At 45.0% G+C, this 18,900-nt stretch carries 16 protein-coding genes and 1 riboswitch; of the genes, 8 read left to right on the top strand and 8 right to left on the bottom strand.

Annotated features, from left to right (window positions below; translation table 11 throughout):
• Positions 1–238: 238 nt before the first annotated feature.
• From alr to PPM_RS06285, 3 genes are all read right to left on the bottom strand, one after another.
• On the bottom strand, positions 239–1,435 hold the full coding sequence (alr, locus tag PPM_RS06295) for an alanine racemase (RefSeq protein WP_013369924.1): 1,197 nt from the start codon (positions 1,433–1,435) through the stop codon (positions 239–241).
• 268 nt (positions 1,436–1,703) lie between these two features.
• A complete protein-coding gene (locus PPM_RS06290) occupies positions 1,704–2,981 on the bottom strand; it encodes an outer membrane lipoprotein-sorting protein (protein ID WP_013369922.1) in 1,278 nt (425 codons plus the stop codon).
• A 110-nt stretch (positions 2,982–3,091) separates the two neighbouring features.
• A complete protein-coding gene (locus PPM_RS06285) occupies positions 3,092–3,724 on the bottom strand; it encodes a LysE family translocator (protein WP_013369921.1) in 633 nt (210 codons plus the stop codon).
• Between the two features lie 234 nt (positions 3,725–3,958).
• On the opposite strand from PPM_RS06285, the gene PPM_RS06280 reads away from it, so the two are divergent.
• Both PPM_RS06280 and PPM_RS06275 read left to right on the top strand, forming a co-directional pair.
• Positions 3,959–4,954 carry an ABC transporter substrate-binding protein gene (locus PPM_RS06280; RefSeq protein ID WP_013369919.1) on the top strand — a complete coding sequence of 332 codons (996 nt, stop codon included), beginning with the start codon at positions 3,959–3,961 and terminating at the stop codon, positions 4,952–4,954.
• A gap of 112 nt (positions 4,955–5,066) precedes the next feature.
• Positions 5,067–6,788 (top strand): helix-turn-helix domain-containing protein, encoded by a 1,722-nt coding sequence (locus PPM_RS06275; RefSeq protein ID WP_013369918.1) that lies wholly within the window; start codon positions 5,067–5,069, stop codon positions 6,786–6,788.
• A gap of 31 nt (positions 6,789–6,819) precedes the next feature.
• On the opposite strand, the gene PPM_RS06270 is transcribed toward PPM_RS06275, so the two are convergent.
• The 5 genes from PPM_RS06270 to PPM_RS06255 form a co-directional block, all read right to left on the bottom strand.
• Positions 6,820–8,451: a formate--tetrahydrofolate ligase gene (locus PPM_RS06270; protein WP_013369917.1), complete on the bottom strand. Its 1,632-nt coding sequence runs from the start codon at positions 8,449–8,451 to the stop codon at positions 6,820–6,822.
• Between the two features lie 253 nt (positions 8,452–8,704).
• Positions 8,705–9,208, bottom strand: a complete 504-nt coding sequence (locus PPM_RS06265; protein ID WP_013369916.1) for a DUF6933 domain-containing protein — start codon at positions 9,206–9,208, stop codon at positions 8,705–8,707.
• Positions 9,209–9,686: 478 nt separating this feature from the next.
• Positions 9,687–9,911 (bottom strand): hypothetical protein, encoded by a 225-nt coding sequence (locus tag PPM_RS06260; RefSeq protein WP_013369915.1) that lies wholly within the window; start codon positions 9,909–9,911, stop codon positions 9,687–9,689.
• 96 nt (positions 9,912–10,007) lie between these two features.
• Positions 10,008–10,265 carry a matrixin family metalloprotease gene (locus PPM_RS30570; RefSeq protein ID WP_155742191.1) on the bottom strand — a complete coding sequence of 86 codons (258 nt, stop codon included), beginning with the start codon at positions 10,263–10,265 and terminating at the stop codon, positions 10,008–10,010.
• A gap of 146 nt (positions 10,266–10,411) precedes the next feature.
• A complete protein-coding gene (locus PPM_RS06255) occupies positions 10,412–10,717 on the bottom strand; it encodes a hypothetical protein (RefSeq protein WP_013369914.1) in 306 nt (101 codons plus the stop codon).
• Between the two features lie 1,042 nt (positions 10,718–11,759).
• Between PPM_RS06255 and PPM_RS06250 the strand changes: the two genes are divergently transcribed.
• From PPM_RS06250 to PPM_RS06225, 6 genes are all read left to right on the top strand, one after another.
• Complete coding sequence (locus PPM_RS06250) at positions 11,760–12,467, top strand: response regulator transcription factor (RefSeq protein ID WP_013369913.1); 708 nt, start codon at positions 11,760–11,762, stop codon at positions 12,465–12,467.
• A gap of 1 nt (position 12,468) precedes the next feature.
• Positions 12,469–13,413: a sensor histidine kinase gene (locus tag PPM_RS06245; protein ID WP_013369912.1), complete on the top strand. Its 945-nt coding sequence runs from the start codon at positions 12,469–12,471 to the stop codon at positions 13,411–13,413.
• Between the two features lie 102 nt (positions 13,414–13,515).
• Positions 13,516–14,439 carry an ABC transporter ATP-binding protein gene (locus PPM_RS06240; protein ID WP_013369911.1) on the top strand — a complete coding sequence of 308 codons (924 nt, stop codon included), beginning with the start codon at positions 13,516–13,518 and terminating at the stop codon, positions 14,437–14,439.
• Positions 14,432–15,124: an ABC transporter permease gene (locus PPM_RS06235; protein WP_013369910.1), complete on the top strand. Its 693-nt coding sequence runs from the start codon at positions 14,432–14,434 to the stop codon at positions 15,122–15,124. Before PPM_RS06240 ends, PPM_RS06235 begins: the two co-directional genes overlap by 8 nt.
• 125 nt (positions 15,125–15,249) lie before the next feature.
• Positions 15,250–15,394: riboswitch (FMN riboswitch) on the top strand.
• A gap of 170 nt (positions 15,395–15,564) precedes the next feature.
• Positions 15,565–16,512: a DMT family transporter gene (locus tag PPM_RS06230; RefSeq protein WP_013369909.1), complete on the top strand. Its 948-nt coding sequence runs from the start codon at positions 15,565–15,567 to the stop codon at positions 16,510–16,512.
• 243 nt (positions 16,513–16,755) lie between these two features.
• Positions 16,756–18,786: a methyl-accepting chemotaxis protein gene (locus tag PPM_RS06225; protein ID WP_013369908.1), complete on the top strand. Its 2,031-nt coding sequence runs from the start codon at positions 16,756–16,758 to the stop codon at positions 18,784–18,786.
• Positions 18,787–18,900 lie beyond the last annotated feature (114 nt).

The following is an 18,900-nucleotide window of genomic DNA, read 5'->3' as shown; positions in this document are numbered from 1 at the left end:
CCGGTAATTTATTCAAACGGAATATAAGAGAATGTATATGATATTCGTATATCATCTATGCTGCATTCCATTATAAACTACGCAGTTCGTTTTCGTACAGGCGTTTGATCCCCGAAATACAAGTGTCAGCGGAGCCTAATGCGTCTTTTGACAGTTATAGCGCTCTTTTCTTTCCTTTGTACATATTTCGGGACGTTCTACGAAAACTCCTGCTTTTATCCGAATTTGCGTTATGAAATTAATTCCAGTGGGTTGGAAGAAGCGAGTTCACCCGAACGACAGGAACATGATCTCGCATGTAAACACGCGGTACCCTGTCTGCGATCATGCAGATCACCTCATAGTGGATCGTACCAAGCTTGGATGCCAGCTCATCCGCCGCAATGATTTCGCCGGACTGCTGGCCGATGAGAACAACCTCTTCGCCGGTTTGGATTTCTTCCGCATCCTCTGCGAAAGATTGTAAGGATACCATACACTGGTCCATGCAGATCGTACCGAGTACAGGGACGCGACGACCGCGTATCAACACTTCAACCTTCCCACTTAGCATGCGAGAATATCCATCCGCATAACCGATTGGCAGTGTGCCGATCCGCTCTTCACTAGAGGTCACATACCGGGTACCATAACTAACTCCCCATCCAGGAGGAAGCGTCTTGGTATAAACCACCGCCGTCTTTAATGACAATACAGGCAACAGTTCAATGACTTGCCGGTTAACCTCATCAGACGGATACAAACCGTATATACTGATGCCAATCCGCACCATATTGGGGGAAAGGGAAGGGGTATCAATGGTGGCCGCGCTGTTGCCCGTATGTATAATGGGAATAGTAATACCTTGTTCCCTTAGCGCATCCGCCACGCCCCGAAACCGATCATATTGTAGCAGTGTATAGCTTTTATCTTCTTCATCCGCGCGGGCAAAATGGGTGTACATGCCTTCCAGCAGCACCTGCTCTAATTCGTGAGCCTGCCGGACAAAAGCCAAAGCCGCTTCTCCAGGCAGCAAACCGAGTCTTCCCATGCCGCTGTCTATTTTGATGTGCACCTTCAGCTTGCGTTCGCTTCCTTGGCGGTCCAATCTGCGGATACCTTCCAGCACTTCCTCACTAAACACAGTCAATGAGATATCATGCTCCCAAGCTGTTTGGACAGCTTCAGGCGAGGTATAGCCGAGTACAAGGATCGGCAGTTCAATCCCCGCATGACGAAGCTCAAGAGCCTCATCCAGAAAAGCGACGCTCAAATAATCCGCACCAAGGCGTTCCATTTCCTTTGAAATTTCTACGGCACCGTGCCCGTAGGCATTAGCCTTGACACAGACCAGTATCAGCTTATCCGCAGGCAATACCTTGCGAAAGGCTTCATAGTTGGCGCCAAGGTGATCCAGGTTGATTTCGGCCCGGGTCGATCTGTATTGTGCTTGCAAAATCCAGTCACCTTCTTCAATTGTTAGCCTCTAACATAACCTTTTACCATTCGAATGTAGCAAATTCCTTGCTTCCAAAGGTTAATGGTAATGTTCAGAGACGTGGCTGTCAATGGCAGGGGGACTTTGCCAGCCTCCTCTACCATATCTACAATAGAACAGGATATACAAGCGATGCACATCTTAGACTGCGAATGAATAAAAAGACGGATACGGGCGGCAGCAGAGCATTTTACACTCTAGACCGTCTGCATCCGTCTATAAAATTTTATTTACCCGATTGATCCTGTATAGAAGCGGCAATTTGTATCATTTCGCTCACAGGCAGGTCAGCACTGGTGATTCTGAACTCTATTCCATCATTCATCCAGGTCATCGTCTGCTGTTCGCTTCCTGTCAGCACAGCAAAGCTTCCTCCAATATCAACCAGTTCTCCTGCGGAAAGTGCGACCGCCCGATCTTTTGGACGCGCCTCCACAATGGTATAGTTATACGTTCCGCTATACCGCAGCATCACTGCATGTGTACCATTATCCTCCAACTCCGGCGTATCCTTAATCTGTACTCCGGCTGGCGTGTAGGACGGTTCAATCAAGCCGAATTCACCCAATACAGCTTCTGCGGCATCCGTTCCTGCTGACGTTCCGGTTGCACCATCCGCTGTGCTCGGTGTTTGTTGCTGCGCCTCTGCGTTAGCTGCTGCTTCCGGCTTGGACGTATCGCCTGTGACAGCTCCGTCGCTCTTCGCTTCACCAGACGGTTGCTGAACATCGTTGCCTACGGTTCCCTGCTCTTGTCCAGATCCACTGGATGTCACGCCAGTCGTCCCTTCTAACGTACCGGAAGAATCGGGCAAACCGCTGGAATCGACTGCCCCTGAAGATGGCGATCCCTCGCTACCAGCACTCGTTTTTCCGGAAGCCATATTCCGTTCCATATCAAAGGAATCTTTGTCAAACTTCGTATCAAAAGCGAATTGATCGAATTTCAGATCGACAACCACCTTGGCATTCGCATCAGATACCTGTACCTGAGTAGGGGCATAGTTGTTTTTGGATAGCCAAATCTTTTGCCTTACCAGCGCATGACTGTTGTAGTTCGCGGCCACATCAAACACATAGGATTTATCATCGGTAGCCAGCTGACGGGAGGCATCACCGATAATGCTGCGAACCAGCGTTTCATATAAATATACCTGACCCTGATTGTTTGGCCAGTCGCTTTTGAAACGGAAACTCTTGTTCAGGCTGGGGGTCAGTACAAATACACCCTCATCATTACGAAGCACAATTTGTGTAACATCCTTTTTCTCGTTCGTCATGGCAATGCGGTAATAGGACGGCTTGCGGTAGGAAATATCGACCTTGTATTCCTGCGGCGTGTCGCCGGTATGCAGCGTCATCAAAGCTGTACCGTGGTAGCTGTTCAGGTCGCTCACCACGTCACTCAAATCTTTAACCACATCGTCTGCGCTCTTCTTGCCGCACCCGGCCAGCAGCAACGTTACACACATGACCATGGCAAGCATCCATGAAATCCGGCGCATGTCATCAACCCCTTCAGCACATGTTTTAAATGAATTAGTACATGTCTATGAAGGACTTGTTCGATTTATGCAGACTGGCATGACAAGCTTGAGCGTATCCTTGTGTAATGCTATAAAATCTTTTGGAGACTAACCATAAATTCATATAGGAAATAAACCGAAAAACCAATCAAAACTACGCCGGCACAGATCGTAACCCACTTGATGGCAGTTCGGTTCATGGCTTTTCGTGTTGTTGCTACGAGGGTCATTAAGCCTAAATCATGGACAAGAATACCAAACAAAATACCTAAGCCAACAATCAAAAATTGACTTGTATTAGAACGATCAAACGAACTTGCCAGCACAGTCCCAAAAACACTTACCCAGAACACTAAATTCCCTGGTGAAACAGCTACAAGCAGCCCATTTTTATAGGAAGAAAATAATGACTTTGTCTTTTTCTCTCCTTCTAGCGCAATATCATGATCCGCATTTTTAATGCTGTCGTACCCTACGTAGCACAAAAATATGGCTCCAACCAGCCACATGATCACCTGTACAACAGGTAAGGACAGAACAGAGGCCAGACCAAAATATAAACCAATGATTAAAAACAAATCGACGGTCATTCCCCCAAGCCCCACAATCCATCCATGCATAAATCCATTCTTTAGCCCTTGCTTCGTCATTTCAACCGTAATAGTACCTACAGGTAACGCTATAGAGAAACCTAGTAAAACATATGTAATAAACAATGCCATTCCAAAACCTCTTTCAAATGTATAAAAACGTTATTCTATACCATAAAAAATGACAAATCAATAAAATTTGAAGTATAAAATGAGCTAGTAACACATGAGACTTATTTTGTACAAAATCGGATGCATTGACCAAGTTTGTCCATTGAGTATTGAGGGTTCAGCGCTTATCATTGCTTTTGTGATAATAATTCTCATTTACAATATTATGAATCATTCTATTATACGGAGGTTGCTATGATCAACAAGAACTCTACGATTAACAAAAAACCTACTCGACAATACACTTCTCTGATCTGTCTATTCTCTCTTATGGGGGCATTGCTGCTGGGGTGCGGCGCATCAGACAACAATCAGACTGCAAACAGCAACACAACAGCATCAACAAAAACATCGGAAACAGCCACAACTCGCTCCTACACAGACTATAAGGGACATACAGTAGACATTCCCACGACTCCTGGGCGCATTGCTTACTTCGGAGAAAACTATGGGGATCTATTGGTTTTAGGCGTACAGGCTGTTGGTACATCGACTTCTATGATCGAGGGAAAGATATATGAAAAAAAAGTTCAGAATGTATCGGACCTAGGATTTCCCATTGATTTAGAAAAAACATTGGCTCTACAACCAGACCTAATCATCACCGCCGATACGGACGAAAAACAATACGCAGCGTTATCAAAAATTGCACCTACAATTATGTTCGATACCTTTGCTCCGCTGAACGAGCGTTTGGTACATCTCGGAGACATTGTGAACAAGAAAAAGACTGCTGAAGACTGGCTTGCCCAATATAAAATCAAGGAAGCAGAGATGTGGAGCAAACTTCAGGCGAAAGGTGTAAAACCGGGTGAAACAGCTTCGGTCTTTACCTACTATCCTGGTGACCGTTTGTTCGTCATGGCACGGACAGGCTTGTCGCAAATACTGTATGAAAAAAATGGTCTCAAGCCTACTCCTCTTATTCAGAAAGCACTGGATGAGGACAAAGGATTCGTGCAATTATCACAGGAAGTAATCGGACAATACGCTGGAGATCGGATTTTCATACTGAACAGTCCAAGCTCAGAAGCCCGCCAATCTACCGAACAGTTAATGAAAAGCAAGCTGTGGCTTCAGCTCCCTGCTGTCAAGCAGGGACATGTGTACATGCAGGACATTGGCAAAACCGAAAGTGATGCTTCTACTCGAGAATGGCTGCTGGAGGAATTGCCCAAGCTCATAAAATAAGATTGGAGAAGCCTATCGCCCTTGTTGATAGGCTTCTTTTTTGTTGAACCTAAAGGAGGTATACTTATTATGCATATATGATAACCATTCTCAATAAAAGGAGTATTACACCGTGAATCAGCCTTCTTCGTCTGTAAATGCACCCCCGCCCAACTCACTGCTTTTTCATTTTAAGGAAATTGTGTTGGCTAGTGAGTCCAGTGATGGACTAACATCTCGTCCAAGTTCAGATCACTGTCTGCTTATGTTCATCGGCGGGGCTGGAAAGGTGGATATTGGTCAAGAACAATATGTATTCCATTCAGGTCATGGGTATTGGTTAACTCCTGGGGAATCCTATCGAATCGCTCCCTTGGAGGGAACTGTTTCTGAATACTACAAAATCACGTTCAGAGTCATTGCTATGTCGTTGGAGGCACAATCAGACATGACCTTGGCTGAAAACGCAACGGGCATGCCATCCATTTATCTTGGCTCCGTCCTGCCAGAACCGCGTGAATACGTCATTTCCTCTTCCTCCAAGCCTATTCAGTTGGCTGAAGAGCTATTTTATAGCACCCAACAAACAATACAGCCGCATAGCCAAACCTCTGCATTGCGTCAGCAAATCATGTTTCAAGAGCTGCTCTTGCTGTGGCAGGAAGCCCACGTCCCTATTAAGCATAGCGATGACTCTAATCTGACATTGCCCGCATCGGTGGAAAGCACCCTTACATATATGGAAAAACACTACGAAAAGCCCATTACCGTCAAGCAGCTTGCCGAACAGGCGAACGTTTCCATATGGCAATACTCCCAGTTGTTTCGCAAAATAACGGGCAAAAAGCCGCTGCATTACCTCACTGAGCTGCGCCTGACTCATGCCAAGCGGCTGCTGCTGGAATGCAAACGGCCTTTACGTGAAATTGCCCGTCAGGTGGGTTTCTCTGACGAATATTATTTTAATCGGCGTTTTAGACAAATGACCGGGGTTCCCCCTGGCCAATATGCGCTATCCGCTCCCGGTTCTATGTGCGTTAAGGATTGGACAGGCCACCAAATTCATATCCCGCGCCAAGCGAGCCGTATCATCTATCATGGAGAAACGATGGGCGATCTGCTCGCGTTAGGAGCCAAAGCCATCGGCGGAAGTCTGCGGCTTAGTGAATCCAGCGTCTATAAACATCGTCTTGGGAACGTGACTGATGTAGGACTTCCGCTAGATACCCGCTTGATCAGCGCTCTTGATCCTGATCTGATTATCATCGCCAACTCGGATGAACAGGAATATGAGCGCGTTGCAAGCATCGCGCCCACCGTCACCTTTAACTCCTTTGCCGCCCTGGAGGAACGGCTGCGTACACTTGGCGCCTGGCTCGGTAAGGAACGAGAGGCCGAACGCTGGTTAGCTACCTTTGCCGCTCGTAATCTGGCAATGTGGAACCAACTCAGTGCGCATATCACAGCCGGAGAAACCGCCTCTGTCTTTATTTTCGATCATGGCGATCGGCTCTTTGTCATGGGCATGTCCGGATTCTCATCGGCCCTCTACCACCCGCACGGCTTCCAACCCGCAGAGCCAATCCGTAAGGTGCTTGACGAGGGACTAGGCTTCGCAGAAATTGATCCGAATGAATTGCCTGATTACGCCGGAGACCGCATTTTTATGCTCGTCCCTACAGCACCAGACTCCAAGCAACCGCTGGAATACATGCTCAACAGCCCTCTCTGGCTCAGCCTCCCTGCTGTACGTCAAGGCCGGGTATATTTCGTAGAAGCAGACCGCTGGAACTGGAGCGATGCCATGACTCGGCAAAAGCTGCTCACTGCACTGCCCAAACTGCTCATTCATTGATACTGAAATGCTGCTATTTTTTCTAAAAATGCTACATGAGTCCTTGAATACTCCCATCTGCCTCCAGCGACATATGCTCAGCTGCTGGAGATTTGGGCAGTCCTGGCATCGTCATGGTATTACCTGTTTCCACGACTACAAAGCCTGCGCCTGCAGACAATGATACGCTGGACACGTGAATGGTGAACCCCTCTGGCGCACCTAGCAAGGAAGGTTGATCTGAGAAAGAATACGGCGTTTTGGCCATGCATACAGGCAGTTGTCCAAAACCAAGCTGCTCCATACCCGCCAACGCCCGTTTGGCCGCAGGCGTGTAAGCCACCTCTGCCGCACCGTAAAGCTCCTTGGCAATGACACTAATTTTCGCTTGCAAATCAAGCGTATGATCATATAGCGGTGCAAAATGTGCTTTGTCCTCCTGAAGTAAGTTCAGCAGGCTTTGGGCCAATTTTTCTCCCCCTTGGCTTCCCTGCGCCCATACTTGTGAAAGTTCTGCGGGTACACCCAGCTTGCGGCATTCCGAGAAAATCAAATCCAACTCGGCTTCGCTGTCTGTTACAAAATGGTTAATCGCCACCAGTACAGGCACACCAAACTTTTGCAAATTCCGTACATGTCGGCTCATATTGGCTAATCCGAGTTGCAATTGCTCCAGATTTTCCGCATCCAGCTCATGTTTAGCTACACCGCCGTTATATTTCAGCGCTTTGGCGGTTACAACCAGCACAGCCGCATCCGGCTGCAATCCGGACTGGCGGCACTTGATGTCAAAAAACTTTTCCGCTCCCAGCTCAGCCCCAAATCCCGCCTCTGTGACGACGACCTCTCCCAGCTTCAACGCCAGCTTTGTCCCCATCAGACTGCTACATCCATGGGCAATATTAGCAAAAGGTCCACCATGCACAATAACCGGAGTGCCCTCCAATGTCTGCACCAGATTAGGCTTTAATGCTTCCCGAAGCAGCACAGCCATAGCTTCCACCGCGTGCAGCTCCTCTGCTGTTACCGCCTCACCGGCTTCGTTATAGCCAATTACCATCCGACCCAATCGTACTTTAAGATCGTCCATATTTTCACTTAAGCATAGTACCGCCATGACTTCGGAGGCCGAGGTGATCAGAAAGCCGCTTTCTCTTACCGCTCCATTCCCCGTTCCCAATCCAGTCACAATACTTCGCAAGCTCCGGTCATTCATATCGACAGTCCGTTTCCACACAATTCGGTCTGGCTTCAGCCGCAAAGCATTTCCATGGAACAAATGGTTATCAATCATCGCTGACAGCAAATTATGCGCAGCTGAAATGGCATGGATATCCCCTGTAAAATGCAGATTAATGTCTTCCGCCGGAACAATCTGGGCCTGTCCTCCCCCGGTTGCTCCCCCTTTCATCCCAAAGCAAGGCCCAAGAGACGGCTCACGCAGTGCAGCAACGGTTTTATGCCCCATCGTATTTAGGGCCTGTGCCAGCCCGATGGTTGTCAGTGTTTTTCCTTCTCCAGCCGGAGTGGGATTCATCGCCGTAACCAGCACCAGCTTTCCATTCGGGCGATCCTTTAACTGCTCCCATAGAGATGGATTCAGCTTCGCTTTATATTTGCCATACGTCTCCAGATGCTCTTCTTCAATTCCTGCTTCTTTGGCAACATCAATAATCCTCTTCATCCTTCGTTATGTACCCCCCGTTTTATAAGTCTGAACAATGGTGTCAAACCCTTTATCATTTCATTCTACCAAAGTGTACCGTTTATTGCGCTATGATTCATTTCATCGCAAGCGTTGCTATCCTGTGAGTTATAAAAAAAGGCATCCCCTGCCCGCATGAACTTTGAGGATACTCTTTTGGCATGTCCTAATCAGCATAAATCCTCTAAAAGTCAGGACAGCTTGGGACTACAAACCATCCATATGTAAACGCTCAACTACTCTCTACTTTATAATGCTTTTCTAGCAGTTCCTTAAAAACATCAATCGGGTACTTGTATTGATCCGTTTTGAACACAATTCGGTTATTCCATTGATTCTTTTCCAGCTCGCATCCATGCTCCATATCCAGTTCCTTCATAATAAATATAATCTCATCTAAGGTTACCATCACACTATGTCTGTTCGTCGTAGTCGCCAGCATCTGCTCGCCTTCCTGTATGTATGCCTTAACAATCTGTTCATCAAACCCTTCGCTGATCATTAATTCCTTCAAGGTTTGTACAAAAAGAGCTGGCAGATTTTTGTACTGCGATTTTTTAATTCCAAACAGCGTGACGCTTAAGCGGGAAATATCATGCATAAACACAATATTTTTTCTGCGATTTAGTAAGAACAATCTGGCATGCCAACTATTCAAAGGCGGATAAATATCAACTTGAAGTGGTTCAGTCTCCCATTCCTTCAGCAGTTTTTCTGTTCCCCGTATAACAAACATCATTGCTCTCCTTTATTGACGGTCCTGTACCGTAGCTCGTGATCTGGCATACCTAGTCTCTCACATCAGGCATACCCTGGATATTATAACTCCGTATTCCAAACATCGGATTATAGACTATTTCAGTATGATATAGGAAGGCGGTGAATTTCCAGTAGCTTAATTACATCTTACGCTGGAGATGGAGAAAAAAATCTACTTGAGTGCCTTCAGGTTGAGAATATTAATAGTAACTTTGGAGAAAGCCTTGCCTCTACAAGGTTTCCACTTTTATCTAAAAAAGAATAGTTAATTCTAACTGAGAAAAGAATGTAGTAGAGTTAGGTCACATGTCAGCAGATTAACTGCTTCAAGCCAAAATCATAAGAAAATCTGTATTAAAAAGCTGACTTCACGGGGTAAGAAGTCAGCTTTTTACAATTTAGGCCAAAGCCTTTTCTAATTATTCACAAATGTATTGCGGTTTAAATAGAGTTTTTTATTCTTGCCTACTAACTATACTTTTAATATTTTCTTTAAATGTACTTAGTTTTTGCCCATCAATATATGGATTGTTTTCTGCGTCAATACTATTAAGACTAGCTTGTTCTTTTAACGCCTGATTGACCGCATAAACGTTTCCGTTTTTAATGTCAAATTTACCTTGATATTCACCAGCCACAAAGTAAATTGGATTAATTTTAGGATCTTGTCCCTTTTTCAAAAATAAAACGAGTTCATCGCCTTGCTTAAGGTAGGGATTGTCTGTTTTTATTCCTAATTGGGTAATAACAATATTTTCTTCTGATTCTGTTCCTTATTAATAAAGATCATTAATACCAAACACATCTTCGCTAGGCTGTGGAGTGTAAATTCCCCAATTATCATAGCATTGTGGTGTAGTTGGATACATCAAGCATTTACTAAAGTCTTCATCTAGTCCTAAGACATGTCCTAGCTCATGAGCAGCTACTGATTGTGCCTTCTGAGAAGAATAACAACTAACATTATTGGACTGAGCAGAAAGATTCTGAAAACAAGAACTTGATTGAATTGGGCTGCGAGTTAGCAGAATCATAGGACCATGCAAAAAACCGAAAGACCTTCCTACATAGGAAGGTCTTCATAGGCCCTCTCGTACCCTGCCGGATCGGCAGAATGTATAAAAGGGGGCGGTGGATACGATTTTAACCTAACGTTTTTTCTCCTTACAAAAACAGCATTTTATTTACTGATTTTCTCTATCACTTCAAGTTCTTGCGTGGAATAATATTTCTTATCATATTCTGTTAAGTAAAATGCTTTTGGTTCCTCTGAAACTCTTAACACAATAGATTGAAAATCATGCTCGTGAAATTGAGTATAATTTTTATTATAAAAATAATCACTCTGTCTTAAATCGTGATTGATATGATATGGGTATAATCCGTGTTCCTTAGAAGCAAACCAAACGTTTTCCAACGTCATGCCCTTTTTTGTAGCTTGTCCATTTTGTTCTTTTTCCGTTTTCATTTGATCCTTCATATCCATTCCTAACACTCTCCTATTCTAAGCTATCGTCTATTCCTTTGGACTATTTCCCGAGCTTGGTCAATCGTGTAACCCTTACGAATATAATAATTCTCTTCCACATACTCCATGTGTCGATCAACCTTTTCTGGCATTGTTTCAGGACTCCAACCTTCTTGGATAGCTCTTCGAAGAAAATTTAACGGTGACTTAACTGGACGTGGTGACTGTCTCATAATAAGTAATAATTCCAATACTCGTTCAAAAGGTAACGGTCTTAGTCGTCCGTCTATTTGCTTGCTTAAAAGTTACATTTACGTATACGTAAATGTAATCGTATATGTATAAGTAAATGTTTATAATTTGAGAAACAGACCGCCCCAGGTCAAAGGATGCGGTCTGCCCCATAAAGCCCACCTTGTAAGCCGCCGCCTTTATTTAAAGCGACTGCCCGAGAGCCGTGTTACCAGCACGGTTCTCCTGAAACAAGTATAACACCTCGCTCAAATGGAATAAATGCCTTTTGTGGGCGTTCATTTCAAATAAGGATTTGGATGAAATAGGTTTTGCGTACACGCCCTAATAAAAGAGGCTATCTGCGATCCACGCAGATTGTGTTACGAACCCTATCCCAAGTATCAGGAAGAAACTGTTTACATATAATTGACTTAGCTAAAATACCATCAATTAAGCATTGGTTTGATCCAATGTTTCAATAGAAGTAAAGCTATTCAGAATTTCTTTAGCTATCAGCAATCCAAAGCAGAAAACAATTTCTTATAAAATTGTTACAAAAGTAGGACGCTTACCATGGTACAGCTGATTTTTCAAGAAATATAGCTAGCCTCCAAACAAGATGATGGACACAGGATAACTATTTTAGGTTTTTCAACTTTTCATCATGTTGGAGAGCTTGGAAACAAACAGCCTTTAACGCTCCTCCAAAAATTCCCCTATTCAAATTCGTTGGATATTTTTTATGGAAATCCCCTCCACCACTCTATATAATTCAGATACAGTTCGCCACACGAGCTAATCTAAAAATTAGGGGTGTTCCACACCTATGCCACAGCATATTTTACTTATTGAAGACGATCTATCTATTGCTGAAATGCTGCTTAAAGCACTCACCAAGGAGGGCTACAATTTAACCACCGCCTCTGACGGGGAAGAAGGGCTTAATGCCTTTGAACGTCACACTTACGACCTGGTACTCGTGGATCTGATGATGCCGAAGGTCGATGGTATGGAGGTGATCCGACAAATTCGTACCCGTAGTGCCGTGCCGATTTTGATTATGTCGGCTAAGGACAGCGATGTGGATAAAGCGCTTGGACTGGGCTTCGGGGCAGACGATTATGTTGCCAAACCTTTTTCAATGCTCGAAATGACGGCTCGTATTCAGTCCGCGATCCGCAGATCGACTACATATGCCCGTCTGCAACAGCAGGAGGAACAGCCGCAAGCACAAGTTTTGACCTATGGAAATCTACGCATTGATTTTGATCATTTTACAGTCATACGCGATGGAAATGAAATTCAACTAACAGCCAAAGAATCCGATATTCTGAAGCTGTTTGCATCCAATCCGAACCGGGTATTTACGAAAGCTCAATTATACGGGTTTATTTGGAAAGACGATTATATGGGTGATGAGAATGTGATTAACGTCCATATTCGCCGCCTACGTGAAAAAATTGAAGAAGATCCCTCTCACCCTGTCCATATTAAAACGCTGTGGGGCATCGGCTACAAATGGGAGAATGGCTGATATGATCATCGAAACTATTTTTGAATGGATTGTCGTCCTCATAATGTCCGTCGTTATCCTATGGCTTTGGCGGGAACGTGTAGCCTATAAGCGCAAAATAAAGGATATCCGAATCGCCCTAGAGCGGATCGTGACCGTGAATCATGCAGAAAAACTGCTATATGTCACAGGTAACGTTGAACTGCAGCGACTCATGACGGAGATCAACCGGCTACTAGACTTAAATTTGAGGGTATCAGCCGATTACAACCGGAGCCAAATCGCTATGCGCAAAATGATTTCAAATATTTCTCACGATCTCAAGACCCCGCTTACCGTTGTGCTTGGTTATGCCGAGATGCTGGATGGCGATCCAGATATTTCGCCAGAAGAACGTATAAAGCTGCTATCCAGAATTCATCAAAAGACAAGCGAAGCAATTGAGTTGATCGGAAGTTTTTTTAGTTTGGCGAAGCTGGAAGCTAACGATACTGACATTCAACTGACCCGACTGGAGATAGGAGAACTATGCAGACGCAGCATTTTGGAGTTTTATGATCTGCTAACGGCTCAGGGTTTTACGGTACATATTGACATCCCGGAGCATCCCATTTATGCCTTGGGGAACGAAGGAGCCATTGGGCGGGTGCTGAGCAATCTGATTTCGAATGCCATTCGCTACGGGGCAGAGGGTCGAACGCTAGGCCTGACTCTGTCAGAACAGCAGGATACGGTGCGTATAGAGGTGTGGGATCGTGGAAAAGGCATACAGGAGCCCGAGCAGGATAAGGTTTTTGAACGCATGTACACACTTGAGGATTCCCGTAATAAGGCGGTACAGGGCAGTGGACTGGGCCTTACGATTGCCAAGCGCCTGGTTGAATGCATGAATGGAGAGATGCAATTGACCAGCAAGCCTTATGAGCAGACCGTCTTCTCTTTTACCTTGAAGAAGATCAACTATTAAGCGAACTGCTCAACTTAATAAATTTGTAAGGATTACGAAAGAAAAATGAACATTTCGCCCTTTATTCTTGAATTATCAACAGCACACGAAGGGAGAACACCCATGACTTACATATTACGTACACATCAGCTGACCAAAGCCATGAAGGGCAATGAAATTGTAGCAGGGGTCAGTATGAATGTGCGCAAGGGGGAAACCTATGGCTTTCTCGGTCCCAATGGAGCGGGCAAAACGACGGTGATGAAAATGATTACCAACCTGCTCAAGCCGACCTTGGGCGAGATTGAATTGTTCGGTGAAAAGCTAACGCCACAGTCTTATCATCTGCTCGGACGGATGGGTTCGATTATTGAATATCCGATTTTTTATGAAAGGCTGACAGCTCAGCAAAATCTCGAACTTCATTGTGAATACATGGGCTATTATAATAAGCAGGCTGTCCGGGATGCACTGGAATTAGTGAATTTGCGGAATGCAGATGACAAGCCGGTAAAAGACTTTTCACTCGGAATGAAGCAGCGTCTCGGGATTGCCCGAGCCATTGCGACCAAGCCTGAGTTACTCATTTTAGATGAACCGATTAACGGTCTGGACCCGGTGGGAATCAAGGAAATTCGGCAGTTATTCCATATGCTATGCAAGGAATATGGGATGACGCTGCTCGTGTCCAGTCATTTATTAGCGGAAATTGAGCAGATTGCGGATACAATAGGCGTGATTAATCACGGACGGCTGATTGAGGAAGTTTCGATGGAACAGGTACGGGATACCAATACGGAATATATCGAATTTACGACCAACGATTGTAAAAAAGCAGCCTACATCCTCTCCCATCAACTGAGTCTGAATAATATAAGGGTGCTCAATGAACAGAGTATACGTATTTACGATCTTAGTGTACCGCAGAAGCAAATTACGAAAACGCTCATTTTAAATGATGTAGAGGTCGATTCCATTCATCAGAAAAGCAGTACGCTGGAAGACTACTTTTTACGTCTGTTACATGGAGGGGATCACCATGCTTAAATTGATACAGTTGGAGATGAAAAAGCTTCATCTGGTGGGTTATATCCGTTCAGCACTGATCGCCAACGCTTGCATTCTAGGGTTGCTCAGTACTATTGCACTGGACAGCCAAAATGAAGGAGTACCCGAATTTACACAGTACGCTCAGCTTCTCGATCTTATGGACAATATGGTGAGGGCAACGTTTATTGTATTTGCCTCCGTTCTACTGTGCCGTTTTATCGTAGGAGAATTTAAATCCAAATCGATTACAATCTTGTTCATGTATCCGATTCATCGTCAAAAGCTAATGATCGCCAAGCTCTTGATTGTGCTGCTGTTTACATTCTTGTCTATTGTAATCTCGGAAATCATCATTACGGCTGCGATCCATTTGCTCAACCAGTTTGTCATAATTGTACCGGATAAGCTCACTCTTTCCATACTAGCCGAGCAATCAGCGCGCACGCTAATCAATGCCGTTGCCGCCAGTTTTATGGGATTGGTTCCGCTGTATATGGGAATGCGAAGATACTCTGTACCCACGACCATTGTGACCTCGATTCTGATTGTAGCATTGCTTTTCTCCAATAATAACGGTGCTACCCTTAGCTCCATTGCCCCCGTGCAAATCAGCTTCTCTGTGCTGGGAATACTTGTGGCTTATGCGGCAATTCGGCGCATTGAGTATAAGGATATTGCCTAGTAATAAGGATTAAACATAGAACGCTTTCATAAAAAGATGAAAATCCTTGCTTGATATACACACATTTTTCACTGGACTTCATTCCAAAACAGGTATATCCTATAGGAGAAATTAAAAAACGGAATAAGGATCTTCGGGGTAGGGTGAGATTCCCAACCGGCGGTATGGCTCATGGAGCTAAGCCCGCGACTCTGTATCCGGCAACAGGATACGGACTGATTTGGTGAGATGCCAAAGCCGACGGTAAAGTCCGGATGGAAGAAGATCGAAATATGAACATGCCGCAAAGTCGATGAATACTGCATTATGGTTGTGCAGTGACTTCATTTAACTTGCATCAAACGGCAAGTTTATTTGATCAACCCCCGTCTTGCATGGCCTTCGCCATGGACGGGGGTTTTTGTGCCACCGGTCCTGTATTCGCAAGGAGCTAAATAAGTATGAGTCAATCATCAACTGTACTAACATCCAAGGATTTTGATCGTAGCTCCCACATGAAAAGCGGTTTTTGGCTAGTCGCGATTGGAGCGGCCTTGTGGGGCGCAGACCCGCTGTTTCGTATTATTTTGTTAAAATCATTTACCTCAGCACAAATCGTACTGATGGAGCATGCGCTACTCTTTATCGCTCTGACGCCGATGCTGTGGAAGCATCGCGAGGAGCTTAAAACGATACGATTTCGTCAGGTTTTCGCTATTTTGTTTGTCTCATGGGGTGGCTCGGCACTGGCCAGTGTGATTTTCACCATGGCACTCAGCAACGGTGATCTGAATGCCGTACTTTTACTTCAGAAGCTTCAACCTTTGGTTGCTATTATTCTGGCCCGCGTGATATTGAAAGAAATGTTACCGCGTCATTTTGGAATATTAATTGTCATCGCTCTGTTCGGGACGTATCTTCTGACCTTCGGTTGGTCGCTTCCCTTTGGACATGTTCATGATTTTGTTCAAGTTGGTAGTCTGCTTGCACTGGGTGCAGCGATTCTGTGGGGCGGTTCGACCGTTATGGGCAGCTACTTGCTCCGTTCGATGAAATATGAAACGGTAACCTCCCTTCGCTTCATGGTGGCGCTCCCTCTGCTCATTGTTCTCACCTCTGTGGAGCATGCTCCGTGGAATATGCCTACAGGTACATGGGCGGGCGCAGCTGTAATTATCAACTTGCTGCTGCAGGCATTGCTTCCGGGTCTTCTCAGCTTATTACTGTATTACAAAGGCTTAAGTACAACCAAAGCTTCTTATGCTACGATGGCAGAATTGAGCTTTCCTATGGTAGGTGTTGTGATTAACTGGATCGCTTTCCAACAAATCGTTACCGTAGCGCAACTAACTGGTTTTATGCTTATCTGGGTTACACTCTTTATGATTTCTCGTCAGCAAAAAAATTAACAGATCCATTTGCTTTATACTCACCTCAAGCCTCAAGCCAAATCATGAAGGTGCTTTTGCATCTCTGATTTGGCTTTTTATGTATGCATATTCATACCGTGATTAGCCCTTAAGAACTATTTTTTAAAAAATGTACCTAAAACATGCCTTGATTCATTATTTTTTAAGATTACATCTATAAAATCAGTCGATTTCTGTCGAATAAAACAATGTAGTGACCATCAGACACAGAGGAGAAAAAACATGACTAAAGAAAAACAAACAGTTCCGTGGTGGAACAGGTTTCTCAAGCAATTTTATTTAATGAGGACAAAATTAATCATTTCTTTTTTGGCTGTGTTATTGATTCCGAGCTTACTTATTGGATACTTTTCTTATCAGGGGGCTACGACACAGCTCAGTCAGCAAATGGCTAATTCCGTATACACGAATCTGTATCTGATCCAAAGCAATGTCAATCAGTATGTATCCCCGATCATGAAGGACGTGGACGTCCTTACCAGTGAAATCCAAGCTGATTCCATTGGTTCCGATCAAGAAGCCCTTCAGAAAAAATTGGATGCCATCGTCAAAGCTCATCCTGAGTTAGATGCCGCGCTCCTTGGCAATGCGAAAGGAGAATATATCCGTTCTCCGCTAAAAAAGGAGGCTGATTATGATCCTAGGGAGAGAAAATGGTACAAAAATGCGATGCTACATAAGGGCAACATATTTGTCGGTGTTCCAGTTGCCAGCGTTACGACAGGGAACCTAGTAGTTAATGTATCGGCAACGCTGAAGAACGGTGAAGGGGCTGTTGCATTGGCTTTGAATCTGGACAAGATGGGGGACAGTCTGCAGTCTGTTAAGATAGGCGAACGCGGAGGACTCATCATTGTTGATTCTGATCATAAGGTTGTATCTGGAGCTGGAACAGCCTTTGACAAGACTGGCAAAAAACCGGCTGACACTATGGAGGGACTTCCCAAAGTGGCGGCAACCGGAGAAAATGATACTCCTTCCGTGTCGCAAATTAAATTTATGAATCGGGATGTGCTGGCCTTTACACTTAAGGACCCTCTCACTGGATGGAATATTGTTGCATTATCGGATCTGGAGGATTACAGTGATGCAGCCCAACCGATTCTGAGGCAAAGCCTGATTGTAATTGTTATTTCCATACTGGCCGCTGCGATCATCATAGTGCTAATGATCCGCTCATTCCTGATCCCTCTCAAGAAGCTGCAAGCAGGAACACGGATCGTCCGTGATGGAAATCTGACCGAACGTGTTAATATATCTAGAAAGGACGAGTTCGGCGAGCTGGCACAGAATTTTGACCAGATGACACATTCCTTGCATACGATGGTCTCCGAGGTCAACCAAACGTCCTCACGGCTTGCTTCCTCTTCTCTGGTAATCAAGGAAAGCACAGAACAAACGACGGAGTCCGTACAACACGTAGCGGAAACGGTTATGGAATCCGCAGAAAATGCAGCAACCAGCGCCGAGGCATCCGAGCAAACTGCCAATGCCGTTGAAGAAATGGCGAAGGGTGTCAGCACGATTGCCGAATCGGCAAGCTCCATCGTGGATTCAGCAGGACAAACCGAGCAAGACGTAGCTCAAGGCAGTCAAATGATTAGCCATGTGCGGACACAGATGGACCGCATTCTGGAAGCTGTAAGCCAAACGGCTAGTCTGATGGATGAGCTATCCCAACTCTCGGACGATGCGAAGCAAATGAATGCGGCTATAGCTGCCATTGCCAAGCAAACTAATTTGTTGTCCCTGAACGCATCTATTGAAGCCTCCAGAGCAGGCGAAGCTGGGCGTGGCTTTGCCGTAGTCGCTATAGAGGTACGCAAACTGTCGGAACAGTCCAAGGAAAGTGCCGATTCCATCAGTCAGATCATTACGCAGATGCTCGACTTGATTCAACGCTCTACTGCTACGATGAACGGTAATGTTCGTAATCAGGTGGGTGAAGGATTACGAATTAGCCAAGATGCAGAAGGTGCATTTGCGAATATTGAACGCTCAACTTCTCACATTGTGGAACAAATTCAAAGTGTATCCGCTGCTGCTGAACAAATCTCAGCCAGTACGGAGGAAGTTTCCGCCACTGTTACCCATTTGGCAAGCCTATCCCGCAATTCGGCGGACAGTTCGCAGACAACCTCCGCTGCCGCTCAAGAGCAAATGGCAGCCATGGAGGAAATCGCATCTTCCTCACAAGAGTTGTCCAACATGGCACAGGATCTGCAAGAGCTGGTTAAGCGATTTAAGATTTAACTTACACAGCTATTTTTGAAATTTCATCAACAAAAGCTCAACAGCGCTTTATCTGTTTACTAACAAAAGCCTTCGTCCGCATACAAAATACGGGCGAAGGCTTTTTCGTTGAAT

This window comes from Paenibacillus polymyxa M1, assembly GCF_000237325.1.
Lineage (GTDB): Bacteria > Bacillota > Bacilli > Paenibacillales > Paenibacillaceae > Paenibacillus > Paenibacillus polymyxa_C.
The sequence above is the reverse complement of the archived record's forward strand: the minus strand, read 5'-3'. Positions and strand labels throughout refer to the sequence as shown.

Coding starts and splice junctions, on each gene's coding strand:
- PPM_RS06225 (WP_013369908.1), top strand. CDS start 16,756: ATGACTAAAGAAAAACAAACAGTTCCGTGGTGGAACAGGTTTCTCAAG.
- PPM_RS06280 (WP_013369919.1), top strand. CDS start 3,959: ATGATCAACAAGAACTCTACGATTAACAAAAAACCTACTCGACAATAC.
- PPM_RS06290 (WP_013369922.1), bottom strand. CDS start 2,981: ATGCGCCGGATTTCATGGATGCTTGCCATGGTCATGTGTGTAACGTTG.
- PPM_RS06250 (WP_013369913.1), top strand. CDS start 11,760: ATGCCACAGCATATTTTACTTATTGAAGACGATCTATCTATTGCTGAA.
- PPM_RS06265 (WP_013369916.1), bottom strand. CDS start 9,208: ATGTTTGTTATACGGGGAACAGAAAAACTGCTGAAGGAATGGGAGACT.
- PPM_RS06245 (WP_013369912.1), top strand. CDS start 12,469: ATGATCATCGAAACTATTTTTGAATGGATTGTCGTCCTCATAATGTCC.
- PPM_RS30570 (WP_155742191.1), bottom strand. CDS start 10,265: ATGATTCTGCTAACTCGCAGCCCAATTCAATCAAGTTCTTGTTTTCAG.
- PPM_RS06240 (WP_013369911.1), top strand. CDS start 13,516: ATGACTTACATATTACGTACACATCAGCTGACCAAAGCCATGAAGGGC.
- PPM_RS06270 (WP_013369917.1), bottom strand. CDS start 8,451: ATGAAGAGGATTATTGATGTTGCCAAAGAAGCAGGAATTGAAGAAGAG.
- PPM_RS06230 (WP_013369909.1), top strand. CDS start 15,565: ATGAGTCAATCATCAACTGTACTAACATCCAAGGATTTTGATCGTAGC.
- PPM_RS06235 (WP_013369910.1), top strand. CDS start 14,432: ATGCTTAAATTGATACAGTTGGAGATGAAAAAGCTTCATCTGGTGGGT.
- PPM_RS06255 (WP_013369914.1), bottom strand. CDS start 10,717: ATGGATATGAAGGATCAAATGAAAACGGAAAAAGAACAAAATGGACAA.
- PPM_RS06285 (WP_013369921.1), bottom strand. CDS start 3,724: ATGGCATTGTTTATTACATATGTTTTACTAGGTTTCTCTATAGCGTTA.